The sequence below is a fragment of the Mixta tenebrionis genome (genome assembly GCF_006517625.1).
Taxonomy (GTDB): Bacteria; Pseudomonadota; Gammaproteobacteria; order Enterobacterales; family Enterobacteriaceae; genus Mixta; species Mixta tenebrionis.
This window is the reverse complement of sequence record NZ_VHQI01000001.1, coordinates 624527-646898: the sequence shown is the minus strand read 5'-3', so window position 1 is coordinate 646898 and position 22372 is coordinate 624527. Positions and strand designations below refer to the sequence as shown.

Here is a 22372-nt window from a genome sequence, read left to right as displayed (position 1 = left end):
TGCTGGCGCTGGCGGGCTGTAGCAGCAAACCGCAACCGACCTCGCAGCAAACGCCGCAGCAGATACAGGCGCGCGTAGTGAAACTGCTGCCTGCGCACGTGCGGCAAAAGGCGGAATGGGCCGGCGATATCGCCACCGCCCTGCGTACCCAGCAGATTGAGGCCAGCGACAGCCATATCTGCGCCATCGTCGCCGTGGCCGATCAGGAAACTAACTTCAACGTCGACGCGCCGGTTTCCGGCCTGTCGAAAATTGCCTGGGGCGAAATCAACAAACGCGCAGCGCGACTGCATATTCCGGCCTTTCTGGTACGCACCGCGCTGCTGATCAAATCTTCTAACGGACGCAGCTACGCCGATCGGCTGGATAGCGTACGCAGCGAAAAAGAGCTGAGCGCGATTTTTGATGACTTTATCGATATGGTGCCGATGGGGCGGACGCTGTTTGGCAATCTCAATCCGATCCACACCGGCGGGCCGATGCAGGTCAGCATCGCCTTTGCCGAAGCGAATGCGAAGGGCTATCCGTGGCCGGTGAAAGAGGGTATCCGTCAGGAAGTCTTTACGCGCCACGGCGGCATCTGGTTTGGCGTGAAGCACCTGCTGGGCTATCCGGCCAGCTACAGCGAGCCGTTGTACCGCTTCGCCGACTTTAACGCAGGCTGGTATGCCAGCCGTAATGCGGCGTTTCAGGCGGCGGTGGCACGCGCTACCGGTATGAAACTGGCGCTGGATGGCGATCTCATCCTCTATAACACCGACAAAGCGGGCGCTACCGAATTGGCGGTGCGTACGCTGGGCAAACAGCTGGGCATGAGCGATCGCGCCATTCGCCGCGATCTGGAGAAGGGCGACAGCGCGGACTTCGAGCAAAGCAAACTGTGGAAACAACTTTTTACGTTAGCGGACAGCCAGGCTGGACGCACGCTGCCGCGTCAGATGCTGCCCGGCATTCAGCTGGAAAGCCCGAAAATCACCCGCAAGCTGACTACCGCCTGGTTCGCCCAGCGCGTTAACAGCCGCTATCAGCAATGTATGGCCCGTCGCTAACCGCGACGGTTACGCACCGTGGCTAAAGGCCGCGGGCCGCTAATTTGCGGCAGAAAAAAACGGGTAATGGCGCGATCGACCAGATCTATGCCACACTTGAATAACTTAACTTTCACACCATCAGGGGGATCTATGGATCGATTTCCACGCACTCAGGATTCAATCGTGCAGCGTGCCGGTACGGGGCTGCAAACTTATATGGCGCAGGTTTATGGCTGGATGACCTGCGGTCTGTTGCTCACCGCCTTTATCTCCTGGTACGCCGCCAACACGCCGGCGGTAATGGAAATGGTTCTGGCGAACCGCATCACCTTCTTCGGCCTGATCATCGCCCAGCTGGCGGTGGTATTTGTGCTCTCCGGTCTGGTACATAAGCTGAGCGGCAGCGTAGCCACCGCGCTGTTTATGCTCTATTCGGCGCTGACCGGCCTGACGCTGGCGAGTATTTTTCTGGTTTACACCTACTCTTCCATCGCCAGCACCTTCTTTGTTACCGCCGGCATGTTCGGCATCATGAGCTTCTGGGGCTACACCACCAAAAGCGACCTGAGCAAAATGGGCAACATTCTGTTTATGGCGCTGATCGGCCTGCTGCTGGCTTCGCTGGTCAACTTCTGGCTGAAAAGCCCGGCGCTGATGTGGGCGATTACCTACATCGGCGTGGTGGTGTTTGTCGGCCTGACCGCTTACGACACGCAAAAACTGAAGGCGATTGGCGAACAAATTGATACGCGCGATAAAGAAAATCTGCGCCGTTATTCGATTATGGGCGCGCTGACGCTCTACCTCGACTTTATCAACCTGTTCCTGATGCTGCTGCGAATTTTCGGTAACCGCCGCTAATCAAACCAAAAAAGCCACAGCCGTACACTGCGTTACGGCTGTGGCTTTATTTATTTGGATTTTGTCACAGCTATGCGCTTCATTCAATTCTTAGCGACTAAATCCATTCGTTGGGCTTTGTCACAGCTATGCACTTCATTCAATTCTTAANAAAGCCACAGCCGTACACTGCGTTACGGCTGTGGCTTTATTTATTTGGATTTTGTCACAGCTATGCGCTTCATTCAATTCTTAGCGACTAAATCCATTCGTTGGGCTTTGTCACAGCTATGCACTTCATTCAATTCTTAACGACTAAATCCATTCGTTGGGTTTTGTCACAGCTATGCGCTTCATTCAATTCTTAGCGACTAAAACCATTCGTTGGGTTTTGTCACAGTTATACACTTCATTCAATTCTTAGCGACTAAATCCATTCGTTGGGTTTTGTCACAGCTATGCACCTTATTCAAAGCGCAGGGAGTACCGGGCGAGGAGTAAAGCGTCCCGCGCCATGGACGGCGCGGGCCGAGCGGTCAGGGATGACAGATTTTGCGTCTTTACGATCGACCGGTACTCCCTGCGCAGGCGCCTAAGATGCCAAAAACCATGCTGCATCCCTGCGCAGACGCCCAGGATGCCAAAAACCATGCTGCATCCCCACGCAGGCGCCTGAGGTGCCAAAAACCATTCCGCTAAACCGCCTTACCCGGCGCTCCGGCAACCTGCTGCTCGGCATGAGCGCTATCCTTATCCGCAGCGCCATCTTCCGCGGCTAAAGCGTCATCCTGCTCCTGCATCTTACGCTCATTCTGCTGACGCAAATGCTTAGCACGGCTCTCCAGCCACAGATAGAGCACCAGCGCCAACAGCAAAGGCAAAATAAAATAAAGCACGCGATAGGCGAGCAGGGCGGCAATAATCTGCCCGTGACTGGCATGCTCGCCGCGCAGCAGCGCCAGAAATACCGCCTCCAGCACGCCAATCCCGGCTGGGATATGAATAATCACCCCGGCGATACTGCTAATCAGCAACACGCCCAACACCACCGGATAATCCACCTCCTGCCCTAACAGCAGCCAGATAATCATCCCCATCACCATCCAGTTGGCGCTTGAAATCACAAACTGAAACAGCGCCATACGCAACGACGGCAGAGCCAGCTTATGACCACGCACCTTCCAGTGGCGCCGTTTAGAAAAAGCGCAGGCGGCCAAAAATACCACCACCAGCAACGATAACAGCACGCCAATCAAACGCAGCGTACCTTCGCCGATAAACCAGCCCGGCGGAATCGGCACCATCCCGGCGCTAAAAATAATCCCCGCCAGCAAAATATAACCCAGCCAGTTGGTGGCGATACTCAGCGAAAAAATGCGCGTAATGGTACTGCCGCTTAATCCAAGCCGGGAATAGAGCCGGTAACGCATCGCCACGCCGCCCACCCAGGTACTCAGCGTCAGATTAAAGGCGTAGCAGATAAACGACACCAGCATCACCTGCCGCTTAGCCAGCTTATGCCCACAATAGGCGCGCCCAATCAAATCATAACCGCCGTAGGCGAGATAGCTGAGCACCACCAGCCCCACGGCGCTGAAAATGGCGACATGGTTATAGTTAACGATAACCTTCCACACATCTTCCCAGTTCACCTTGCGCGCATATACCACCAACAGCACGATAACGGCGACAAAAAACAGCCAGGTCAAAATCTTTTTGGCCAGCTTCCACTTTGGATGAGCTTTTGACATCAGGATTTCACCCTCTGGTTATCCGACTCGACGCGATCCTGGGTTTCCAGCTCAGGCTGCACCGGCGGCGGCACCTGCTTTACTTTCGGCGTATGGGCCGGCAGCCAGCCAGCGATAGCGGGAAAATGACGCAGAAAATGGAACACAATCACGCTCTTGCTCAGCTGAAGCCAGGTGCGTTTCGGTAACTTATCTTCCTGCACGCGCACGCAATCCTCCTGCAGCAATCGCTCCAGATTATCGCGCAGCGTCTGATTAAACTGTCGATCGTGAATAATCAGATTCGCTTCCAGATTCAGCGAAAGGCTCAGCGGATCGAGATTGCTGGAACCGACCGTCGCCCACTGCCGATCGGCGACCGCCACCTTGCCATGCAGCGGACGACGGATATATTCATATACCTCGACGCCGCCCTCCACCAGATAGTTATAGAGCAGCTCCGCGCCTACCTTAACAATCGGCATATCAGGCTCGCCCTGCACAATCAGCCGCACCCGCACGCCGCGCTGGGCGGCGTTCTTCATCTCGCGCAGCAGCCGATAGCCAGGGAAAAAATAGGCGTTGGCGATAATTACATCCTGCTTCGCCTTGCTCAGCATCTCCAGATAGTGCTGCTCAATATCGTCGCGGTGCTCATCATTATCGCGATAGACAAACAGCGCCTGCGCGTCGCCCGGCCGTTGATTCACCGTTGGACGATGCGAACGGTGCCCCCACCAGCGGCGGGTATTCGCCTCGCTGCCGATGGCGGCCTGCACGTAGCGCCCGATGTCATCCACGATCGGCCCTTTCACCTCGATGGCGTAATCCTGCTTCGCCTGCGGACCATAATCGCTGTTGTGCTCGGCGGAAAAATTAATCCCGCCGACAAAGGCGATTACGCCGTCGACCACCACAATCTTACGGTGCAGCCGCCGGAACACATTGGTACGCATCCCCATTACCAGCGGGCGCGGATCGTAATAAAGAAAACGCACGCCCGCCGAGGTCAGGCTGGAAACAAACTCGTCGGAAAGATCGGGCGAGCCGTAGCCATCCACCATCATCTCAATCTTCACCCCGCGCTGCGCTGCGGCCAGCAGCTCGCGGTGCAGGGCGTTGCCCACATCATCTTCAAACAGAATAAAGGTTTCCAGCAGCACGCTATGCTGCGCCCGCCGGATGGCACCGAATACGCGCGGGAAAAATTCTTCGCCGTTTTCCAGCAGCTTAATACGGTTGCCGTCGCGCCAGCTTATTGTCATAAATGAATCTCCACGGCCAGCGGCGCATGATCGGAGAGGTGAGACCAGGGCCGCATCGGTAATGCCCAGGGGTGGCTGATGCCCGCGTTGCGCACATAAATACGATCGAGGCGCAGCAGCGGAAAACGCGCCGGAAAGGTGCGCGCCGGACGGCCGTTTTGACGGCTGAACACCTCATCCAGATTGGCGCAGCGCTTCAGCATCGTATTGGCGCGTAGCTGCCAGTCATTGAAATCGCCCGCGACCACCAGCGGCGCATCGGCGGGCAGGGCGGCGATCATTTCGCACATCATCGCCATCTGCGCGTTGCGGTGCGCATCGCGCAGGCCCAGATGCACGCACATTACGTGCAGCTCCTGCTGGCGATGCGGGATCTGTAAACGACAGTGCAGCACGCCGCGTTTTTCCGTCCCCTCGACCGAAATATCACGGTTTTCATAATCAATAATAGGAAAGCGGGAGAGTACCGCATTGCCATGATCGCCTTCGGGATACACCGCATTGCGTCCATAAGCGTAATCGTTCCACATGGTATCGGCCAGGAACTCATAGTGGGGCGTATCCGGCCAGTTCTCTACCTGTAGCGGATGAATCGCGTGGGTGCCCATCACCTCCTGTAAAAAGACGATATCGGCAGAGGTCGCGCGTACCGCTTCGCGCAGTTCGGGCAAAATAAAGCGCCGGTTAAAGCTGGTAAAACCCTTATGTGTATTAATTGTCAGGACTTTAAAGGAAAATCCTTGCGCTTTTTGTGACATACTGGGGGCGCTCTCCTTTTTGTTTTGAATTCCGATAAAGTGTAGTCTTTGTCACAAAAGGGCGCTGATTTCCGCCGGGAATTGCGGCATTGTCTGAAATTTGCGTTACATTGAGGGCATTCGTCACCGGCTTTGCCGGCAACTTGGGCGGCGTACAGACGCCGCCAGGAGAAGAGGATGAAATGGTTTAACCGTATTCAGATTGCTACCGGCCAACACTGCCTGCATATTTCTTTGCATCTGTTGATGTTCGTAGCCCTGGTTTGGGGCTGGCGGGAAAGGGCGTTGGTTGAGGTCAGCAGCGTACTGGTAGCCGCTTATGCCGCGGTGTTTATCGCCATGCTGCTGACGCAGCGTATTGCGCGGCTGCGGCGGGTAGGGGATTTTTTAGAAGAGATCACCACCACCTATTACTTCGGCGCGGCGATGCTGGTGCTGTTTCTCATCTCGCGCGTAATTCATAACAACCTGCTGCTGGCCTGCCTCGGCATGGTGATGCTGGTAGGGCCGGCGTTGGTATCGCTGCTGGCGAAAGAGCCGACGCCGCAGCCGGAAAAGAAACGCGGCTAAATAAACTGCGCATCAAAAAACCGTCAGGGGCCGCTATTTGCGGCCCTGTTTTTTTATCTGCAAGGCAACCTTTTTCACTCGTCGAAGGCGTGCCGCTATCCCGCCGCCGTGTAAACTGTTACACTGATCGCATTACGCACCGTAGTTTGTGCTCTTTCAATCGCTTGCCCGACAAGCGTCAGACTTTCCCCCTGGAAACTGCACCGTTAACGACGGTCAGGGCGGAACCGGAGTTAAACCCCTATGTCTTTTGATTCTCTCGGCCTGAACGCCGATATTTTGCGTGCGGTTGCCGAGCAAGGCTATCGTGAGCCTACCCCCATCCAGAGCCAGGCGATCCCGGTGGTACTGGAAGGTCGCGATTTGATGGCCAGCGCCCAGACCGGCACCGGCAAAACCGCAGGCTTCACCCTGCCGATCCTGCAGCTGCTGAATGCGAAGCCGCAGCCGGCAAAAGGGCGTCGCCCGGTACGTGCGCTGATTCTCACTCCAACGCGCGAGCTGGCGGCGCAGATCGGCGAAAACGTGCGTGACTACAGCAAATATCTCGACCTACGTTCGCTGGTGGTATTCGGCGGCGTCAGCATTAACCCGCAGATGATGAAACTGCGCGGCGGCGTCGATCTGCTGGTGGCAACGCCGGGACGCCTGCTCGATCTGGCGCATCAAAACGCCGTCGATCTCTCTAAAGTTGAGATGCTGGTGCTGGATGAAGCAGATCGTATGCTCGATATGGGCTTTATTCACGATATCCGCCGCGTGTTGGCGCGCCTGCCGGCGAAACGTCAGAACCTGCTGTTCTCGGCGACCTTCTCTGACGAAATCAAAACGCTGGCGGAAAAACTGCTGGATAACCCCAGCCAGGTTGCGGTGGCGCGCCGCAACACCGCCTCGGAGCAGGTAACTCAGCATGTGCATTTTGTGGATAAAAAACGCAAACGCGAGCTGCTGTCGCTGATGATCGGCCAGGGCAACTGGCAGCAGGTGCTGGTATTCACCCGCACCAAACACGGCGCCAATCACCTGGCTGAACAGCTGAATAAAGATGGCATCACCGCCGCCGCGATTCACGGCAATAAAAGCCAGGGCGCGCGTACCCGTGCGCTGAGCGATTTTAAAGGCGGGCAGATTCGCGTGCTGGTGGCGACCGATATTGCCGCGCGCGGCCTTGATATTGAAGAGCTGCCGCACGTAGTGAACTACGAGCTGCCTAACGTACCGGAAGATTATGTGCACCGTATCGGACGTACCGGACGCGCGGCGGCCACCGGCGAAGCGCTGTCGCTGGTCTGCGTTGATGAGCATAAGCTGCTGCGCGATATTGAACGTCTGCTGAAGCGCGAAGTGCCGCGTATGGCGCTGCCGGGCTTTGAGCCGGATCCCAGCATCAAAGCGGAACCGATTCAGAATGGGCGCCAGCAGCGCGGCGGCGGCGGACGCAGTCAGGGCGGACGCGGTCAGAACGGCGATCGTTCATCAGCTCAGCGTCAGTCGACGGCAGGCGATCGCTCGTCGGCTCAGCGTCACTCTGCCTCCGGCGAGCGCCAGCCACGTCGTAGCGCGAGCGAAGGCAACGTATCGCGCCGTCCGTCAGGTGAAAACGGCGCAGCCCGTCGTAGCGCCGGCGAAGGCGCGCCGTCGCGTCGCCTTTCCGGCGATCGCAGCGGCCAGCGCTCAGCGCGTCCGCGCAGCGATAAGCCCGCCGGTAACCGCTGATTACCTGCCTTACAGACGGCCACCCCAGCGGTGGCCGTTTTTTTATCGCGCCCGCCATAATCCTTCCGGCAAATGATTCTCTCCCTGCGGCAAAAGGCGTAAACTTGCGCGTCAATTTATACAAAGGTATCTCTCATGCGGGTGTTACTGGCGCCGATGGAAGGCGTGCTCGATTCGCTGGTGCGCGAATTACTGACCTCGGTAAATGATTACGATCTTTGCATCACCGAGTTTCTGCGCGTGGTGGATCAGCTGCTGCCGGTAAAATCGTTTCTGCGTCTCTGTCCTGAGCTACGGCAGCAGAGCCGCACCTCGTCTGGAACGCGCGTGCGGGTACAGCTGCTGGGGCAGCAGCCGCAGTGGCTGGCGGAAAACGCGGCGCGTGCGGTGGAGCTGGGTTCATGGGGCGTCGATCTTAACTGCGGCTGCCCCTCAAAGCTGGTGAACGGCAGCGGCGGCGGCGCCACGCTGCTGAAAGATCCTGAATTAATCTACCAGGGCGCGAAAGCGATGCGCGCGGCGGTGCCTTCGCATCTGCCGGTTACGGTGAAGGTGCGTCTCGGCTGGGATTCAGGCGAAAAGCGCTTTGAAATCGCCGATGCGGTGCAGCAGGCGGGCGCCAGCGAGCTGGTGGTGCACGGCCGTACCAAAGAAGAGGGCTACCGCGCCGAATGTATTAACTGGCAGGCGATCGGCGAAATTCGTCAGCGCCTGCGGATTCCGGTGATCGCCAACGGCGAAATCTGGGACTGGCAGAGCGCGCAGCGCTGTATGGCGATAACCGGCTGTGATGCGGTAATGATCGGGCGCGGCGCGCTGAACGTGCCGAACCTCAGTCGGGTGGTGAAATATAATGAACCGCCGGTGCCCTGGCCGGAGGTGATGGCGCTACTGCATCGCTATACCCGACTGGAAAAGCAGGGCGATACCGGCATGTATCATGTGGCGCGCATTAAGCAGTGGCTCGGTTATCTGCGTAAAGCCTATCCGCAGGCGGACAGCCTGTTTACCACCGTGCGCACGCTGAAAACCTCGCCCGATATTGCGGCGGCGATCGATCGCCACTGTGAACAGGTTGTGGCGTAACGCATTAAAAGAGCAGGACTTTGCCAGCGCCCCTGACGTATGATGGGTTCGTATGTCCCCCTGCTGCTTTTATCGCCTATGGATTCGACACCTGCTTTAACCAATGCGCAGCTGAACCGGCGCATCCTTGCCGTGATTATTTTCACCTTCTTCTGCTATCTCTCGGTGGGCCTGCCGCTGGCGGTGCTGCCCGGCTTTGTGCATAACCAGCTGGGCTACGGCTCGCTGATGGCGGGTCTGATTATCAGCGTGCAATATTTCGCCACGCTGGTCAGCCGGCCGCAGTCGGGGCGGCTGGCCGATGCGCTGGGGCCGAAGAAAGTGGTGATGCTGGGCATGAGCTGCTGCGCTTTAAGCGGACTGCTGACGGTGCTGGCCGGGCTGGCAACAGCAACGCCCTGGCTGAGCCTGCTGCTGCTGGCGGCGGGGCGGGTGTTTCTGGGCGTGGGGGAGAGCTTCAGCAGCACCGGGGCCACGCTGTGGGGAATGAATATCGTCGGCAGCGCGCAGACGGCGCGCGTGATCTCATGGAACGGCGTCGCCACCTATCTGGCGATGGCGGTAGGGGCGCCTGCCGGCGTGACCTTGAATGCGCTGATGGGGGTTCACGGCTTCGCCATTCTGGTGATGCTGATGGGCATCGGCGGCCTGCTGCTGGCGAGCCGCAGGCCATCGGTTAGCGTCGTTCCCGGCGTGCGCATTCCGTTTTACCGCGTCGCCTCTAAAATCTGGGTTTATGGCCTGGGGCTGGGGCTGGGCACCATCGGGTTCGGCATCATCGCCACTTTTATTACCCTCTACTTTGCCAGCCGCCAGTGGCAGGGGGCCGCTTACGCCCTCAGCCTGTTCAGTCTCGCTTTTGTCGCGACCCGGCTGATCTTCAGCCGTACTATTACGCGCTATGGCGGGCTGCCGGTATCGATCTGCTCTTTCGCGCTGGAGTGCGCAGGGCTGCTGCTGATCTGGCAGGCGAACTCGCCCTGGCTGGTGGATGCGGGAGCATTGCTGACCGGCGCAGGCTTTTCGCTGATCTTCCCGGCGCTGGGGGTGGAGGCGGTAAAACAGGTGGCGCTGCAGAATCAGGGAGCCGCGCTTGGCGCCTATTCCGCCTTTCTCGACCTGGCGCTGGGGTTAACCGGTCCGCTGGCCGGGATAGTGATTAGCCATGCGGGCATGAGCGCCATCTGGCCTGCCGCCGCGCTGATGGTGCTGCTGGCGCTGTTGCTGACGCTGCGTCTCTGGCTGCGCACGCGGCGTTACAGCGCCAGCAATAGCGTATAGAGCAGGGCTGACAGCAGCGCGCAGGCCGGCAACGTCAGCAGCCAGACCAGCCCAATACGCTTCAGCGTCGCGCTTTGCAGCGGGCTGCCGCTTGCCGCCATACTGCCCGCCACGCCGCAGGCCAGCACCTGCGTGGTGGAGATCGGCAGGCCGAACGGTTCCGCCACGCCCAGGGCGGTCATAGCGACCAGCTCGCTGCTGGCGCCCTGCGCTGCGCTGAGCGGCGCGGCTCCGGTACGCTCGCCGATGGTGATGGCGATACGCTGCCAGCCGGTCAGCGTACCCAAAGCCAGCGTCAGCGCCGTCACGATTTTTACCCACCAGGGAATCATCTTAGCGGCATGATCGAGCTGTGCGGCCAGTTCCCTGAGCAGCGCGCGCTGGCCGGGCGCCAGCGATTCCTTTTCCTGCAGCAGCTGACGTACCATGTTGGCGGTAAGCGCCATACGCAGACGCAGCGCGATGCGTTCGTCAGGCGTCAGCGCGTTAAGGTGAGCGGTGGTGCTTAGCTGCTGATATATTGCGCCCGCCATCACGCCAGGCGTCGCCAGCGTCTTATCGCTGCGGCCTGGCTGCTGATGCGGATAATGTTGCAGCGGCGTCTGTGCCGGCGTCAGGTTCTCCGGCGCCGGCAACCGCGCCTGCGCCTGCGCCGTCAGCCGCGTCAGGCTGGCGAGCTCGCTTTCCGGCAGCGCGCGATTCAGGGCAAAAGCGCCCGGCAGAGCGATCAGCAGGATCACCATGATCAGCCCCATCCCTTTCTGCCCATCGTTAGCGCCGTGAGCGAAGGAGACGCCGCTGCTGGTCAGCATCAGCATGCCGCGCAGCCAGAGCGGCGGGCGGGTTCCCGGCGTGCCGCAAGCGGGCAGCAGCGCTATCAGCCTCAGCAGCAGGCCGGCGGCCAGAAAGCCCAGCAGCGGCGCCAGCAGTAATGCCCAGCCTGTCCGCTCCGCCTGACGCCAGTCAACGCCGTTCAGCGCCTGACCGTCATGCAGCAGGCTGCTGGCGCAGCCGGCGCCCAGCATCGCCCCCAGCAGCGCATGAGAAGAGGAGCAGGGGATCGCCATGTACCAGCTGGTAAAATTCCAGCCAACGGCTGACAGCAGCAGCGCATAGATCAGCGCATAGCCGTGGCGCGTATCCAGCGTTATCAACCCTTCCGGCGGCAGCAGCGACATAACGCTCCAGGCGACTACGCCGCTGGCCAGCGCTACGCCAGTCATATTGGCAACGGCGGAAATCAGCACCGCGCGCGTTGGTGAGAGCGTGCCGGTATAGATCACCGTGGTCACCGCATTAGCGGTATCGTGCATGCCGTTGATAAAGATAAACGCCAGCGCCAGCAGCAGCGCGCCGCAGAGCAGCAGGGCGGAGAGGAGGGGCAGCCCGCCGTCGACGGCATAGCGGATTTCCGGGGAAAGCTGCTGCATCATCCAGGCAAGGCTGGCCAGCAACAGCAGCGTCAGCGCGATGCGCACGCGCCGTTGCCTGCTGCAACGCGGGGTGTAAAGGGCGGGGAAACGCGTAGCGCAACGGGTAAACAGGCGATGCTCGCTCATACGACACCATAAAATAGATGAAGCTGACAGCCGTGATACGCTTTTTATATGACAAAATAATGAAGGTAATTAATAAAAAATAAGCACGCAGCTCTAATTCATCGGCAGGGAAATGTTAAATTTTCCGTACGCGTTAAATGACAATATAGCGTTAAAAAAACGCCTTATTAAATAATAAAACGTTGGCGTTATTTGTTCTGCTGCTATCGGATAAAAAACAGCAACCGCCATGCAATGGCCCTGGTGTGGCGCATCTGTGTGTAGTCTGAATTATTAATTATGCAGGCAATGCTTTCGCGCTGCTTAATCGTAACCTTATTAATTTATTCAATAATCGATATAACTGATAAAACAAAAATGCCGCTGGTAAAAAAACACCAGCAGCAATAATAATTATTATAAAATAATTTCCCTGGTGTTGGAAAAGATGAACAGCTATTTGTATATTACAGCTAAAGTGACAAGGGGGATTATTATGAAAACTTCGCTGCGCGTCAATATATTATTTTAATCTTATTATCATTTTTGATAGCCCGATCCACGCCCAATAAATAGCATGTTAATAATTTTATATTTATTAATAATAAAATTTCTATTTCTTGCGCGTCGGGTTAATAAGCGCAGCGCCAGCCAGGCGAGAGAGAATTGCTTCAGGCGCTGGCGGATTCGGCAGAAAAGAAAAGGGCGATGTCTGACATCGCCCGTTAGTAACTGCGCAGGGTTCATCAGGAACCGCTGTAGTCGCTCACCGCTGACTCGTCATCCTCACCGTTATCCGGCGTTGCGGCGTCGTTCGCTACGGCCGGCTGGGCGACGCTGATCGGCGCCTGGGGCGGGGCGGCGCCCTCAGCGCTCTGCGGCATCACCGGCTGCGGCTCTACGCCCGCCGGCCGCTGGACAGCATCGGCAGGGCCGTTGATTTTCACCGGCATACCGGAGCGCAGCTTCAGCGCCTGATCGATCACCGCCTGGTTGACGCTGGCGTCAGACATTACTTTGCTTACCGCTGGCGTCAGGGTAATCGGCACCGGCGCCCGTGATTTGAACTGCTCTTCGGTGGTGGAGAGCGGATTATGGATCTCGACGTAACGCGAACCGTCCGGCTCCACCGTCGCCTTCACCGGCTGGTCGATAAACTGTACGCGCGTACCAACCGGCACATTATCAAACAGCCACTTGATATCGTCGGCGCGCAGACGCACGCAGCCGTGGCTGACGCGCAGGCCTACGCCGAAGTTGGCGTTGGTGCCGTGAATGGCGTACAGACGCCCAATATAGAGCGCATACAGCCCCATTGGGTTATCCGGCCCTGCCGGGAAAACTTCCGGCAGCGTTTCGCCGCGGGCGGCATATTCTTCATGCATTTTTTTGGTCGGCGTCCAGGTCGGCCCGGCTTTTTTACGCTGAACGGTGGTTGTCCAGTTTACCGGCGTATCCTTGCCCAGTTCGCCGATGCCGATCGGCAGCACCACCACGGTGTTGGTGCCTTTCGGGTAATAGTAGAGGCGCATCTCCGCGCTGTTGATCACGATACCTTCGCGCGGCGCGTCAGGCAGGATCAGCTGCTGAGGAATGATCAGTTTTGTTCCTGGCTGCGGCAGATAAACATCCACGCCGGGGTTGGCTTCCAGCATATTGCTCAGGCCCATTTGATACTGCGCAGCAAAAGCCTCCAGCGGAAGTTTGCTGTCCTGCGGGACGGTGATTTCGATATTTTCACCTGCGAGACGGCTGTTGGCCGGCGGCAGGGGATAGACCACGGCCAGCGCCTGCTGGCTAAACGCCACCAGAGCCACTGCAAGTGAAGCGATTGCGCGAATGCTTTTTTTCATCTTATTTCAATAGTTTAATGCCAATAAATGGCTTGTTAAAAAGTAACCCAGGTGCGGCCAGTACGACCGGCTGCACATTATATGTGCATAACCACAGATTGTGGAATCAGGAATTTTCCTTATAGCATCATATTTAATTAACTCTATGTCATCTAAAGCTATCCTGCATACCCCGGCAGCATTTTTTCCCGTCAGGGCTGCCACTGCGGCTCTTCGCCATCCAGCTTGCGGTTCAGGAAAAAAGCGGCGCTAATCAGCGCCAGATGGCTGAGCGCCTGCGGAAAGTTGCCCAACGCGAAACCGTGGACATCAAACTCCTCGGCGTACAGGCCCAGCGGATTGGCGTAGCTCAACAGCTTCTCAAACTCAAAGTGCGCCTCTTCCACCCGCCCGGCGCGCGCCAGACACTCTACATACCAGAACGAGCAGGCGACAAAAGCGCCTTCGCGCCCCTGAAGGGCGTCGGCCGGCGTTTCCGCGCGATCGTAGCGCCATACCATGCCGTCGCGCACCAGCTTCGCGCCGATGGCGTCCAGCGTCGCCAGCCAGTCAGGATCGGTCGCGCCGACAAAGCGCACCAGCGGCATCAGCAGCATCGAGGCGTCAAGCGAGCTGCCGTGACGCGTGGCGGTAAAATGGCCCAGCTGCGGATGCCAGAAGTTCTGCCAGATATCCTCGCGTATAGCGCTGCGCGCCTTGTCCCAGCGCTCATAGGGCATCGGCAGCGAACGCTTGACGCCGAGGCGCAGCGCGCGATCGACCGCCACCCAGCACATCAGCCGCGAGTGGAGAAAATGCTGCGGCTCGCCGCGCATCTCCCAGATGCCGGCGTCCGGCTCCTGCCAGTGCTAGCACAGGTAGTTGATGGTATTGCATACGTTGCGCCAGCCGCGCTCCGAGATCGCTTCGCCATATTTATTGGCCAGGTAAACCGCGTCCATTAGCTCGCCGTAGATATCCAGCTGCGTCTGCCGCCAGGCGTCGTTGCCGATGCGCACCGGACGTGAATCCGCATAGCCGGAAAGGTGCGGCAGTTCGCTTTCGTGCAGCTCGGTGGTGCTGTCGAGGCGATACATCACCTGTAGTCGCGCCGGATCCTGCTGGCTGTGCTCCACGCAGCGGCCTACCCAGTGGGTAAAACGCTTCGCCTCGTCAACATAGCCGAGGCGCATCAGCGCATATACGCTGAACGAGGCGTCGCGGATCCAGGAGGCGCGATAGTCCCAGTTGCGCTCGCCGCCGGTTTCTTCTGGCAGGCCGAAGGTGGCGGCGGCGGCGATAGAGCCGTGCTGCCAGGAAGTCAGCAGCTTCAGCGTCAGCGAGGATCGCTTTACCATCTCTCGCCAGCGCCCGCGCCAGTTGCTTTTCTGGCACCAGCTGCGCCAGTAGCGCAGCGTCTCCTGAAAGCAGATATCGGTGTGCAAATTGTCGAGATGTTCATCCTGCGCGCTGCCGAAAATAAATTCCGCATGCTCTCCGGCGCGCAGGGTGAAGCTGGCCACCGCCGCCTGGCGATCGAGCGTCAGGGGCACGCTGGCGGTAAGGCGCAGATCGGGCTGGCCTTCAGCGCAAAACAGCGCCGCGCCGTCCTGCAGGCTGGCCTGGGTAGCGGCGCGCGCGTAGTCATGCACCGGCGCGCAGCGCAGATGAAAACGCGCCTCGCCGCGCACCATTTTTAGCCGGCGGATAATGCGCGGCTGGCTATCCTGCTGTGCGCAGATCGGCATATAATCGGTGATTTCCGCCACGCCTTCGGCGGCAAGCCAGCGCGTTTGCAGAATATTGGTATCGGGCAGATAGAGCTGCTGCCGTCGGTACGCCTGCCATGCCGGGGTCAGGCTGAAAATGCCCGCTTCGTCGCTGTCGAGCAGGGCGCTGAAGACCGACGGGCTGTCGAGGTCAGGCCAGCAGAAATAGTCGATGGCGCCGTCGTTCGCCACCAGCGCGCAGGTGCGTAGATCGCCAATAACGCCGTGATGATCGATAGATCGTTTTACCTGTGCCATACCGCCCCCGGTTGCGTTGCCAGAACAGTTACTATAGACAAGCGACCGCCACTGGCGCCTGTTTGCTTTTTCGTTCCGCCTCCTTCCGCGTTATTATCGACGGCAAAACTGAAAAGGAAGCCTGTATGTCCACGGAGATCCCACTGTTGGCGGTGCGCGACGTCAGCTATCGGCTGGCGGAAAACTATCTGCTGGCGCCCATTTCTTTTACCCTGCAGGCGCAAGAGTTCGCCTGGCTGACAGGTCCTTCCGGCAGCGGTAAAACCACCCTGATGAAAATTATCGCCTCGCTGCTGTCGCCGGGCACGGGCAGCATACTTTTTCGCGGCGAAGATATCGCCAGCCTGGCGCCGGAGCGCTATCGCCGCCAGGTTTCCTGCTGCTTTCAGACGCCGCAGCTGTTTGGCGCGACCGTCTACGATAATCTGGCCTTTCCCTGGCAAATTCGTCAGCAGCAGCCCGACCGGCAGGCGCTGCTGGCGGATCTGGCGCAGCTGAATCTGCCGCCTGAGCTGCTGGATAAAGCGATCGACGGGCTGTCCGGCGGCGAGCGTCAGCGCGTGGCGCTGCTGCGCAATTTACAGTTTCCGCCCGCGCTGCTGCTGCTGGATGAGGTTACCAGCGCGCTGGATGCGGATAACAAAGCGCTGGTTAAGCAGCTGATTCAGCAGACCGCCCGGCGCCACGCGATGAGCGTGCTGTGGATTAGCCACGACGCGCAGGAAACCGGCGACGGCGCGCGCGTTATCTCTCTTGCTCCCGGTATGGAGACCGCGCAATGAATCATCCCGCTATTGATAACAGTTCGCTGGCGCTCGCCTTTATGCTGGTGCTGGTGGCGCTGCTGGTCAGCCAGAAAGAGAAACTGGGCCTGCATAAAGATATTTTATGGAGCGTGCTGCGCGCCGTGGTGCAGCTGAGCATCGTCGGCTATGTGCTGCACTATCTGTTCGATTTCAACAGCCGCTGGCTGACGTTGCTGATGGTGCTGTTTATCTGCGTTAACGCGGCGCTGAACGCCCGCAAGCGCAGTAAGCGCATCGACAACGCCTTCTGGATTTCGCTGATCGCCATCGGTTCCGGCGCCGGCCTGACGCTGACCATTCTGGTACTGAGCGGCGCCATCGCCTTTGTACCGATGCAGGTAATTCCGGTTTCCGGCATGATCGCCGGCAACGCGATGGTGGCGGTCGGGCTCTGTTATACCCAGCTGAATCAGCGCTTCGCCGATAACCGCCAGAAGATTGAGGAGATGCTGAGCCTTGGCGCTCCGGTGAAACTTGCTTCCGCCGCGCTGGTGCGCGACAGCATTCGCGCCGCGATGATCCCAACGGTGGACGCGGCGAAAACCGTCGGGCTGGTCAGCCTGCCGGGAATGATGTCGGGGCTGATTTTCGCCGGCATCGATCCAGTGCAGGCGATTAAATATCAGATTATGGTGACCTTTATGCTGCTTGGCACCGCGGCGTTTTCAACCATTATCGCCGCCTCGCTCGGCTATCGACGCTTTTACAACGCGCGCGCCCAGCTGCGGGATTAACTCTCATGCCGCCGCGTCCAGCGGCGGAACGCCAGACGCAGCAGCGCAACGAACAGCACCGCCAGCGCCAGCCACAGCAGATGCTTCAGATGATGGTCAAGGCGATGTAGCCAGGGGGCGACCATCTCCCCGGCAAAGTAGCCGAGGGTAACGAACACCAGCGCCCAGATAAAGGCGCCGATGGCGTTGAAAATTAGGAATTTAAGCGGGCTGAGGCGGCTGGCGCCAATAATAATCGGGCCGATAAGGCGAAAGCCGTACATAAAGCGCACGCCGATAATAAACAGTACCGGATAGCGGCGAATCATACGGTTGGCGCGCTTCAGCTTGCCCTGATGCTTTTTAAAGCGGCGTAAAATACGTGAGCCAAAGCGCCGTCCGATATAGAACAGCAGCTGATCGCCCAGAAAGCCGCCGAGCATTACCGCCAGCACCACGCCGCTGTAGCGCAGCAGTTTTTCATGGGCGATCACGCCGCCCAGCAACGCAAAAGTTTCCCCTTCGGCGATACAGCCAATCACCACCGCCAGATAGCCATACTGCTCAATTAATTGGTTGATATCGAAATGCAAAATTTACCATCCCTTTTCACCTTAGCGTCAGGGTAAGTGTATACCCCGTTATCGCCGTCTTGCGAAAAAAGCGTGACGCCGGGCAAAAGCGTCGTGCCGTGCGCGGAAAAAGTAAGCAGGCGAATTATACTTAAGAGAAACCGCATCGGGCGGTCAGTGACGGCGGAGGGTAAAGCAATGAACCATGTCTGGGGTCTTCTGGCGCATCCCGGTCGGGAAATGCGCAATATCAGAGGGGAAAACGAAAGCGTTTCCCATCACTATACCCACCACGTGCTGCTGATGGCGGCGATTCCGGTGGTCTGTTCGCTGATCGGCACCACGCAGCTCGGCTGGCATCTGGGCGGCGGGCGCACCGTGCCGCTGGATTTCACTACCGGATTGATGCTGGCGCTGCTGTTTTATCTGCTGATTTTAGGCGGCGTGGCGGTAATGGGGCGGGTAATCCACTGGATGGCGCGCGACTATCCGCAGCGCCCCAGCCTGGCGCGCTGTACGGTATTTGCCGGCTATGTCGCCACGCCGCTGTTTATCAGCGGCGTGATTGCCCTCTATCCGCTGGTCTGGCTGTGCGTGCTTGCTGGCGCGCTGGCGCTGCTCTATACCGGTTATCTGCTGTATATCGGCATTCCGCAGCTGTTAAATATCGATCGCGAAGAGAGCCTGCGCTTCTCCGGCTCTACGCTGGCGATCGGTATTTTGCTGTTTGAAGTCCTGCTGGCGCTGACGGTGCTGCTGTGGGGCTACGGCTACCGGCTGGGCTAGCCGCCAACGCCGCCGCCGTGGGCGGCGGCCTGGTTACGCCCGGAAACAAAATTTCGCCAGGATTTTAGCGGCCTGCCAGCGTATTATGCTGCCTGCCAGCCGCCGCACGGTTTTTCTTTCGCGGCGGCAGCCTGTGTTGCACACAGCGCGCAATCCTAATCCGGTAAGTTGTTAAACGATGCCCGCAAAATTTCGTTATTCATTGCTGAGCCTGGCTTTACTGTTTTCCGCGTCGGGCCTGAGCGGCCAGGCGCTGGCCGCGTCGCCGCTAAGCGCGCCCGCGCCGCTCTCCCAGCCGCAGATCGCCTCCGGCAGCGCGATGATCGTCGATTTAAATACCAATAAAGTGCTTTACGCCAGCCATCCCGATCGCATCAGGCCGGTGGCGTCAATCACCAAGCTGATGACGGCGATGGTGGTGCTGGATGCGCATCAGCCGCTGGATGAGATGCTGAACGTTGACATCAGCCAGACGCCGGAAATGCGCGGCGTTTTCTCGCGCGTGCGTTTGAAAAGCGCCATCAGCCGGAAAAATATGCTGCTGCTGGCGCTGATGTCCTCGGAAAACCGCGCCGCCGCCAGCCTGGCGCACCACTACCCCGGCGGTTACGACGCCTTTATCCGTGCGATGAACGCCAAAGCGCGCGCGCTGGGCATGACGCATACCCGCTACGTTGAGCCGACCGGCCTGTCGATTCACAACGTCTCTACCGCGCGCGACCTGATAAAGCTGCTGATCGCCACTAAAAGCTATCCGCTGCTCGGCCAGCTCAGCACCACCCATGAGCAGATGGCGCGCTTCAGCAATCCCGACTACACGCTGCCGTTCCGCAATACCAATCATCTGGTCTATAAGCCGGACTGGAATATCCAGCTGACGAAAACCGGTTTTACCAATCAGGCGGGCCACTGTCTGGTGATGCGCACGGTGATTAATCAGCGCCCGGTAGCGCTGGTGGTGCTGGACGCCTTCGGCAAATATACCCATTTCGCCGATGCCAACCGCCTGCGGAGCTGGCTGGAAACCGGCAAATCCGCGCCGGTGCCGGCGGCGGCGCTGGCCTATAAAAAACAGAAATCGGCGCAGACCGCCAGCAACCGCCGCTCTGACGAACAGGCGACGGAGTAGCATTTTCCCGCCGCCGCATCCGGCGGCGCCAGCCAGCCGTGCGTCGCGTAATGTGGCGCCGTTCGCTGACAATCGCTTATCTTTAGCGGGAAAATTTGTTGCCGATTTCCTGTAGTGAAGCTACCGGCAAAAGCATACACTGGCGCGCGATCGCGGCAGGGCCGCGGAACTGGAAAAAGTGGAACGACGTTCGATGGCAAAATGGTTACGATTGATGCGGGCGAGCCTGCTGGCGCTGCTGGCGCTGGCGCCGCTCTACCTTCACGCGGCAGACGACGGCGATGCGTCGACGGCGACGGCAGAAGAGGAGACCGTAGTTAAGGTCAACGCGGCGGTTGAGCTGCCGAAGATGCAAAAAATCCTCGACAAAATTAAAGGGCAGGTTTCCGGCGAGATCAATGACGCGCAGCTGTCGCAGCTGAACGACCTGGCGCTGGAGCTGTCGGGCAATGCCGATACGCTGGGCCAGGCGCTGATCCCGCAAAGCCAGCAGCTGATTGCCCAGCTGGCGGTGCTGGGGCCGGCGCCGAAGGCGGACAGCGGAGTTAAAGAGACGCCGGAGGTAACGCGCAAGCGTGCCGCGCTGGAGAGTCAGAAGCAAAAGCTGGACGATCAGATCAGGCAGGCGGAGGCGATTAAGAACGGATCGCTGAACCTTAGCGCGCAAATCGTCAGTCTGCGGCGCGATAATCTGAAAACCCAGCTGGCGCTGAATTCCGGCAGTATCTTCGGATCGCGTTTCTGGTCGCCGCTGTTTAACGTACAACAGCTGGACGGCGAGAAGCTGGCCAGCTTCCGCGATGAGCTGGCGGATACCGCGGCCCTCGCCTGGGAGCCGGGCTGGCGGGCGGGAACGCTGCTGTGGCTGGTGGCGGCGATTTTGATCGCCACGCTGGGGCGGCGTTACGGCGAAGAGTTTCTCGCCTGGGTCAGTATTCATCAGCTGCCGGAAGGGCGGCTGCGGCGCAGCTTCCTCGCCGCGGCGATCGCGCTGACTACCCTGGCGGCGGTGGTGCTGGCGTTTAATTTTCTCGATCAGGCCTTTACCCGCCGCGCGGAGGTGACTGATGACGTGCAGGATTTCGTCGATCGCCTGGTGCAGCTGAGCGTGTTCTGCGGGCTGATTGCCGGGCTGGGACGCGCTTTTCTCTCCACGCGGCGCCCCTCCTGGCGCCTGCCCGCTATCTCTAATGAAGTGGCGATGGCGCTGAAGCCGTTCCCGCCGCTGACCGCAACGCTGGTATTTATTTTCCAGACGGTAGAGGCGCTGAACAGCAGCGTCGGCACCAGCGTCGGCACTACCATCCTGGCGAACGGCATGACGGCGCTGCTGGTGGGCGCCACCGCGCTCTCTATCAGTTTCCGCTCCAGCCGCGTGCGGCGCCGGCTGGCGCAGCAGGGGCAGACGCCGGAGGCGAAATCAACGCTGGTCGGGCTGATCCAGATGGCGATTACCCTGGCCGGGCTGGCGATTCTGCTGTCGCTGGCGGTGGGCTACGTCACCCTGGCGCGCTTCCTTAGCTATGAGCTGGTCTGGCTCGGCATCGTCTGCGGCGCCTTCTATTTCCTGAGCCATCTGGTCAGCGACGGCTGTGAAACCCTGCTGTCGGTTAATAATCCCAGCGGCAAACGCATCCAGACTTCGCTGAATATCGATGGGTGCCATCTGGCGCAGGCGGCGGCGCTGCTGGCGGCGCTGGGCAAAACTATCCTGCTGCTGTTCGCGGCGGTGGCGGTGCTCAACGGCACCTTCGGCACCTCAACGCCGATTGAGCTGCTGCAAAAGGCGGTGGAGTTCTGGGGCGGCAAAGGGCTGGAGACGCTGAATATCGTGCCGGCGCATCTGGTGAACGCGCTGCTTTGCCTGGTCATCGGGATTTACGTGCTGCGTTCGGTGCGCCGCTGGCTGGATAATGAATTCCTGCCGAAAACCACTATGGATACCGGGATGCGCGTCTCGCTGGTGACGCTGTTCAGCAATATCGGCTACGTGCTGGTGATTCTGCTGACGCTTTCCACCATGGGCGTACAGTGGAATAAGCTGGCGTGGATCGTCAGCGCCCTGTCGGTAGGTATCGGTTTCGGCCTGCAGGAGATTGTGAAGAACTTTATCTCCGGTCTGATTCTGCTTACCGAACGTCCGGTGAAGGTGGGCGATCTGGTGAGCATCAGCGGCATCGAAGGCGATATTCGCCGCATCAACGTACGCGCCACTGAAATCCAGCTGAGCGATAAATCGACGGTTATTGTGCCCAACTCGCAGCTAATCTCGCAGAACGTGCGCAATGCCACCATGGGCAACGCGCAGGGCGTGGTGACCATTATGTTGACCTTTCCGCTGGATATCGATCCGCAGCAGGTCCGCGAGATTCTGCTGGCGGTATATCGCGAGAACGAACGCATTCTGGAGACGCCGGAGCCTTCCGTCAGCTTTAAGGATCTGACGCCGCAGGGCATCGTACTGAGCGTTACCGGCAACGTCGCGACGCAGCGCCAGGTGGGCAGCGCGAAGAGCGATCTGCTGTTCGATATTCTTACCCGGCTGCGCAAAGAGGGCATTGTGCTGTCGCGCCCGCAGACGATGATTATCGAGCAGAAAAATGGCGATGTGGTGGTAAAAAATCCCCAGCAGCCGTGAGGGAAAACGGGCCGCTGGTTAAACCGGCGGCCCGTTCTGATGAGCGCCGCCGCC

At 59.0% G+C, this 22372-nt stretch carries 17 protein-coding genes and 1 pseudogene; 11 read left to right on the top strand and 7 right to left on the bottom strand.

Features of this window, described 5'->3' with window-relative positions:
* Positions 1-2: 2 nt before the first annotated feature.
* Entirely contained in the window at positions 3-1049 is a 1047-nt protein-coding gene (locus FKM52_RS02925; RefSeq protein ID WP_141174682.1) for a DUF1615 domain-containing protein, read from the top strand.
* A 132-nt stretch (positions 1050-1181) separates the two neighbouring features.
* Positions 1182-1892, top strand: coding sequence for a Bax inhibitor-1/YccA family protein (locus FKM52_RS02920; RefSeq protein ID WP_141174681.1), 711 nt, complete (start codon positions 1182-1184; stop codon positions 1890-1892).
* A gap of 674 nt (positions 1893-2566) precedes the next feature.
* On the opposite strand, the gene FKM52_RS02915 is transcribed toward FKM52_RS02920, so the two are convergent.
* From FKM52_RS02915 to FKM52_RS02905, 3 genes are read right to left on the bottom strand one after another with little or no spacing between them, the layout of a single operon-like run.
* Entirely contained in the window at positions 2567-3622 is a 1056-nt protein-coding gene (locus FKM52_RS02915) for a lysylphosphatidylglycerol synthase domain-containing protein (RefSeq protein WP_141174680.1), read from the bottom strand.
* On the bottom strand, positions 3622-4866 hold the full coding sequence (gene clsB, locus FKM52_RS02910; RefSeq protein ID WP_141174679.1) for a cardiolipin synthase ClsB: 1245 nt from the start codon (positions 4864-4866) through the stop codon (positions 3622-3624). Before clsB ends, FKM52_RS02915 begins: the two co-directional genes overlap by 1 nt.
* Positions 4863-5624, bottom strand: a complete 762-nt coding sequence (locus FKM52_RS02905; protein WP_141174678.1) for an endonuclease/exonuclease/phosphatase family protein — start codon at positions 5622-5624, stop codon at positions 4863-4865. Before FKM52_RS02905 ends, clsB begins: the two co-directional genes overlap by 4 nt.
* 177 nt (positions 5625-5801) lie before the next feature.
* Between FKM52_RS02905 and FKM52_RS02900 the strand changes: the two genes are divergently transcribed.
* From FKM52_RS02900 to FKM52_RS02885, 4 genes are all read left to right on the top strand, one after another.
* Positions 5802-6194, top strand: a complete 393-nt coding sequence (locus FKM52_RS02900; RefSeq protein ID WP_141174677.1) for a YbhQ family protein — start codon at positions 5802-5804, stop codon at positions 6192-6194.
* Between the two features lie 243 nt (positions 6195-6437).
* Positions 6438-7910, top strand: coding sequence for an ATP-dependent RNA helicase RhlE (rhlE, locus tag FKM52_RS02895; RefSeq protein WP_141174676.1), 1473 nt, complete (start codon positions 6438-6440; stop codon positions 7908-7910).
* A 135-nt stretch (positions 7911-8045) separates the two neighbouring features.
* A complete protein-coding gene (gene dusC / locus FKM52_RS02890) occupies positions 8046-8996 on the top strand; it encodes a tRNA dihydrouridine(16) synthase DusC (RefSeq protein WP_141174675.1) in 951 nt (316 codons plus the stop codon).
* Positions 8997-9074: 78 nt separating this feature from the next.
* On the top strand, positions 9075-10277 hold the full coding sequence (locus FKM52_RS02885) for an MFS transporter (protein ID WP_141174674.1): 1203 nt from the start codon (positions 9075-9077) through the stop codon (positions 10275-10277).
* Here FKM52_RS02885 and FKM52_RS02880 read toward each other — a convergent pair.
* From FKM52_RS02880 to FKM52_RS02865, 3 genes and pseudogenes are all read right to left on the bottom strand, one after another.
* On the bottom strand, positions 10253-11836 hold the full coding sequence (locus FKM52_RS02880; RefSeq protein WP_141174673.1) for an inorganic phosphate transporter: 1584 nt from the start codon (positions 11834-11836) through the stop codon (positions 10253-10255). The genes FKM52_RS02885 and FKM52_RS02880 overlap by 25 nt on opposite strands.
* A gap of 725 nt (positions 11837-12561) precedes the next feature.
* Positions 12562-13668: a L,D-transpeptidase family protein gene (locus tag FKM52_RS02870; RefSeq protein WP_141174671.1), complete on the bottom strand. Its 1107-nt coding sequence runs from the start codon at positions 13666-13668 to the stop codon at positions 12562-12564.
* A gap of 191 nt (positions 13669-13859) precedes the next feature.
* Positions 13860-15674: pseudogene (locus tag FKM52_RS02865) on the bottom strand (glycoside hydrolase family 15 protein).
* 125 nt (positions 15675-15799) lie between these two features.
* Here FKM52_RS02865 and fetA point away from each other — a divergent pair.
* Together fetA and fetB are read left to right on the top strand one after the other, a co-directional pair.
* The gene (gene fetA / locus FKM52_RS02860; protein ID WP_141174670.1) at positions 15800-16456 is read left to right on the top strand and encodes an iron efflux ABC transporter ATP-binding subunit FetA; all 657 of its coding nucleotides are present in this window, start codon (positions 15800-15802) and stop codon (positions 16454-16456) included.
* On the top strand, positions 16453-17214 hold the full coding sequence (fetB, locus tag FKM52_RS02855) for an iron efflux ABC transporter permease subunit FetB (protein WP_141174669.1): 762 nt from the start codon (positions 16453-16455) through the stop codon (positions 17212-17214). The genes fetA and fetB overlap by 4 nt, the downstream gene beginning before the upstream one ends.
* Here fetB and FKM52_RS02850 read toward each other — a convergent pair.
* Positions 17211-17786, bottom strand: a complete 576-nt coding sequence (locus tag FKM52_RS02850) for a DedA family protein (protein ID WP_141174668.1) — start codon at positions 17784-17786, stop codon at positions 17211-17213. The two genes, fetB and FKM52_RS02850, sit on opposite strands and share 4 nt — an antisense overlap.
* 177 nt (positions 17787-17963) lie before the next feature.
* Between FKM52_RS02850 and FKM52_RS02845 the strand changes: the two genes are divergently transcribed.
* The 3 genes from FKM52_RS02845 (at position 17964) to FKM52_RS02835 (ending at position 22318) form a co-directional block, all read left to right on the top strand.
* Positions 17964-18551: a Yip1 family protein gene (locus FKM52_RS02845; RefSeq protein WP_141174667.1), complete on the top strand. Its 588-nt coding sequence runs from the start codon at positions 17964-17966 to the stop codon at positions 18549-18551.
* A 178-nt stretch (positions 18552-18729) separates the two neighbouring features.
* Positions 18730-19680 carry a D-alanyl-D-alanine endopeptidase gene (gene pbpG, locus FKM52_RS02840; RefSeq protein WP_141174666.1) on the top strand — a complete coding sequence of 317 codons (951 nt, stop codon included), beginning with the start codon at positions 18730-18732 and terminating at the stop codon, positions 19678-19680.
* 214 nt (positions 19681-19894) lie between these two features.
* Entirely contained in the window at positions 19895-22318 is a 2424-nt protein-coding gene (locus FKM52_RS02835; RefSeq protein ID WP_246085489.1) for a DUF3772 domain-containing protein, read from the top strand.
* The last annotated feature ends 54 nt before the right edge of the window (positions 22319-22372 follow it).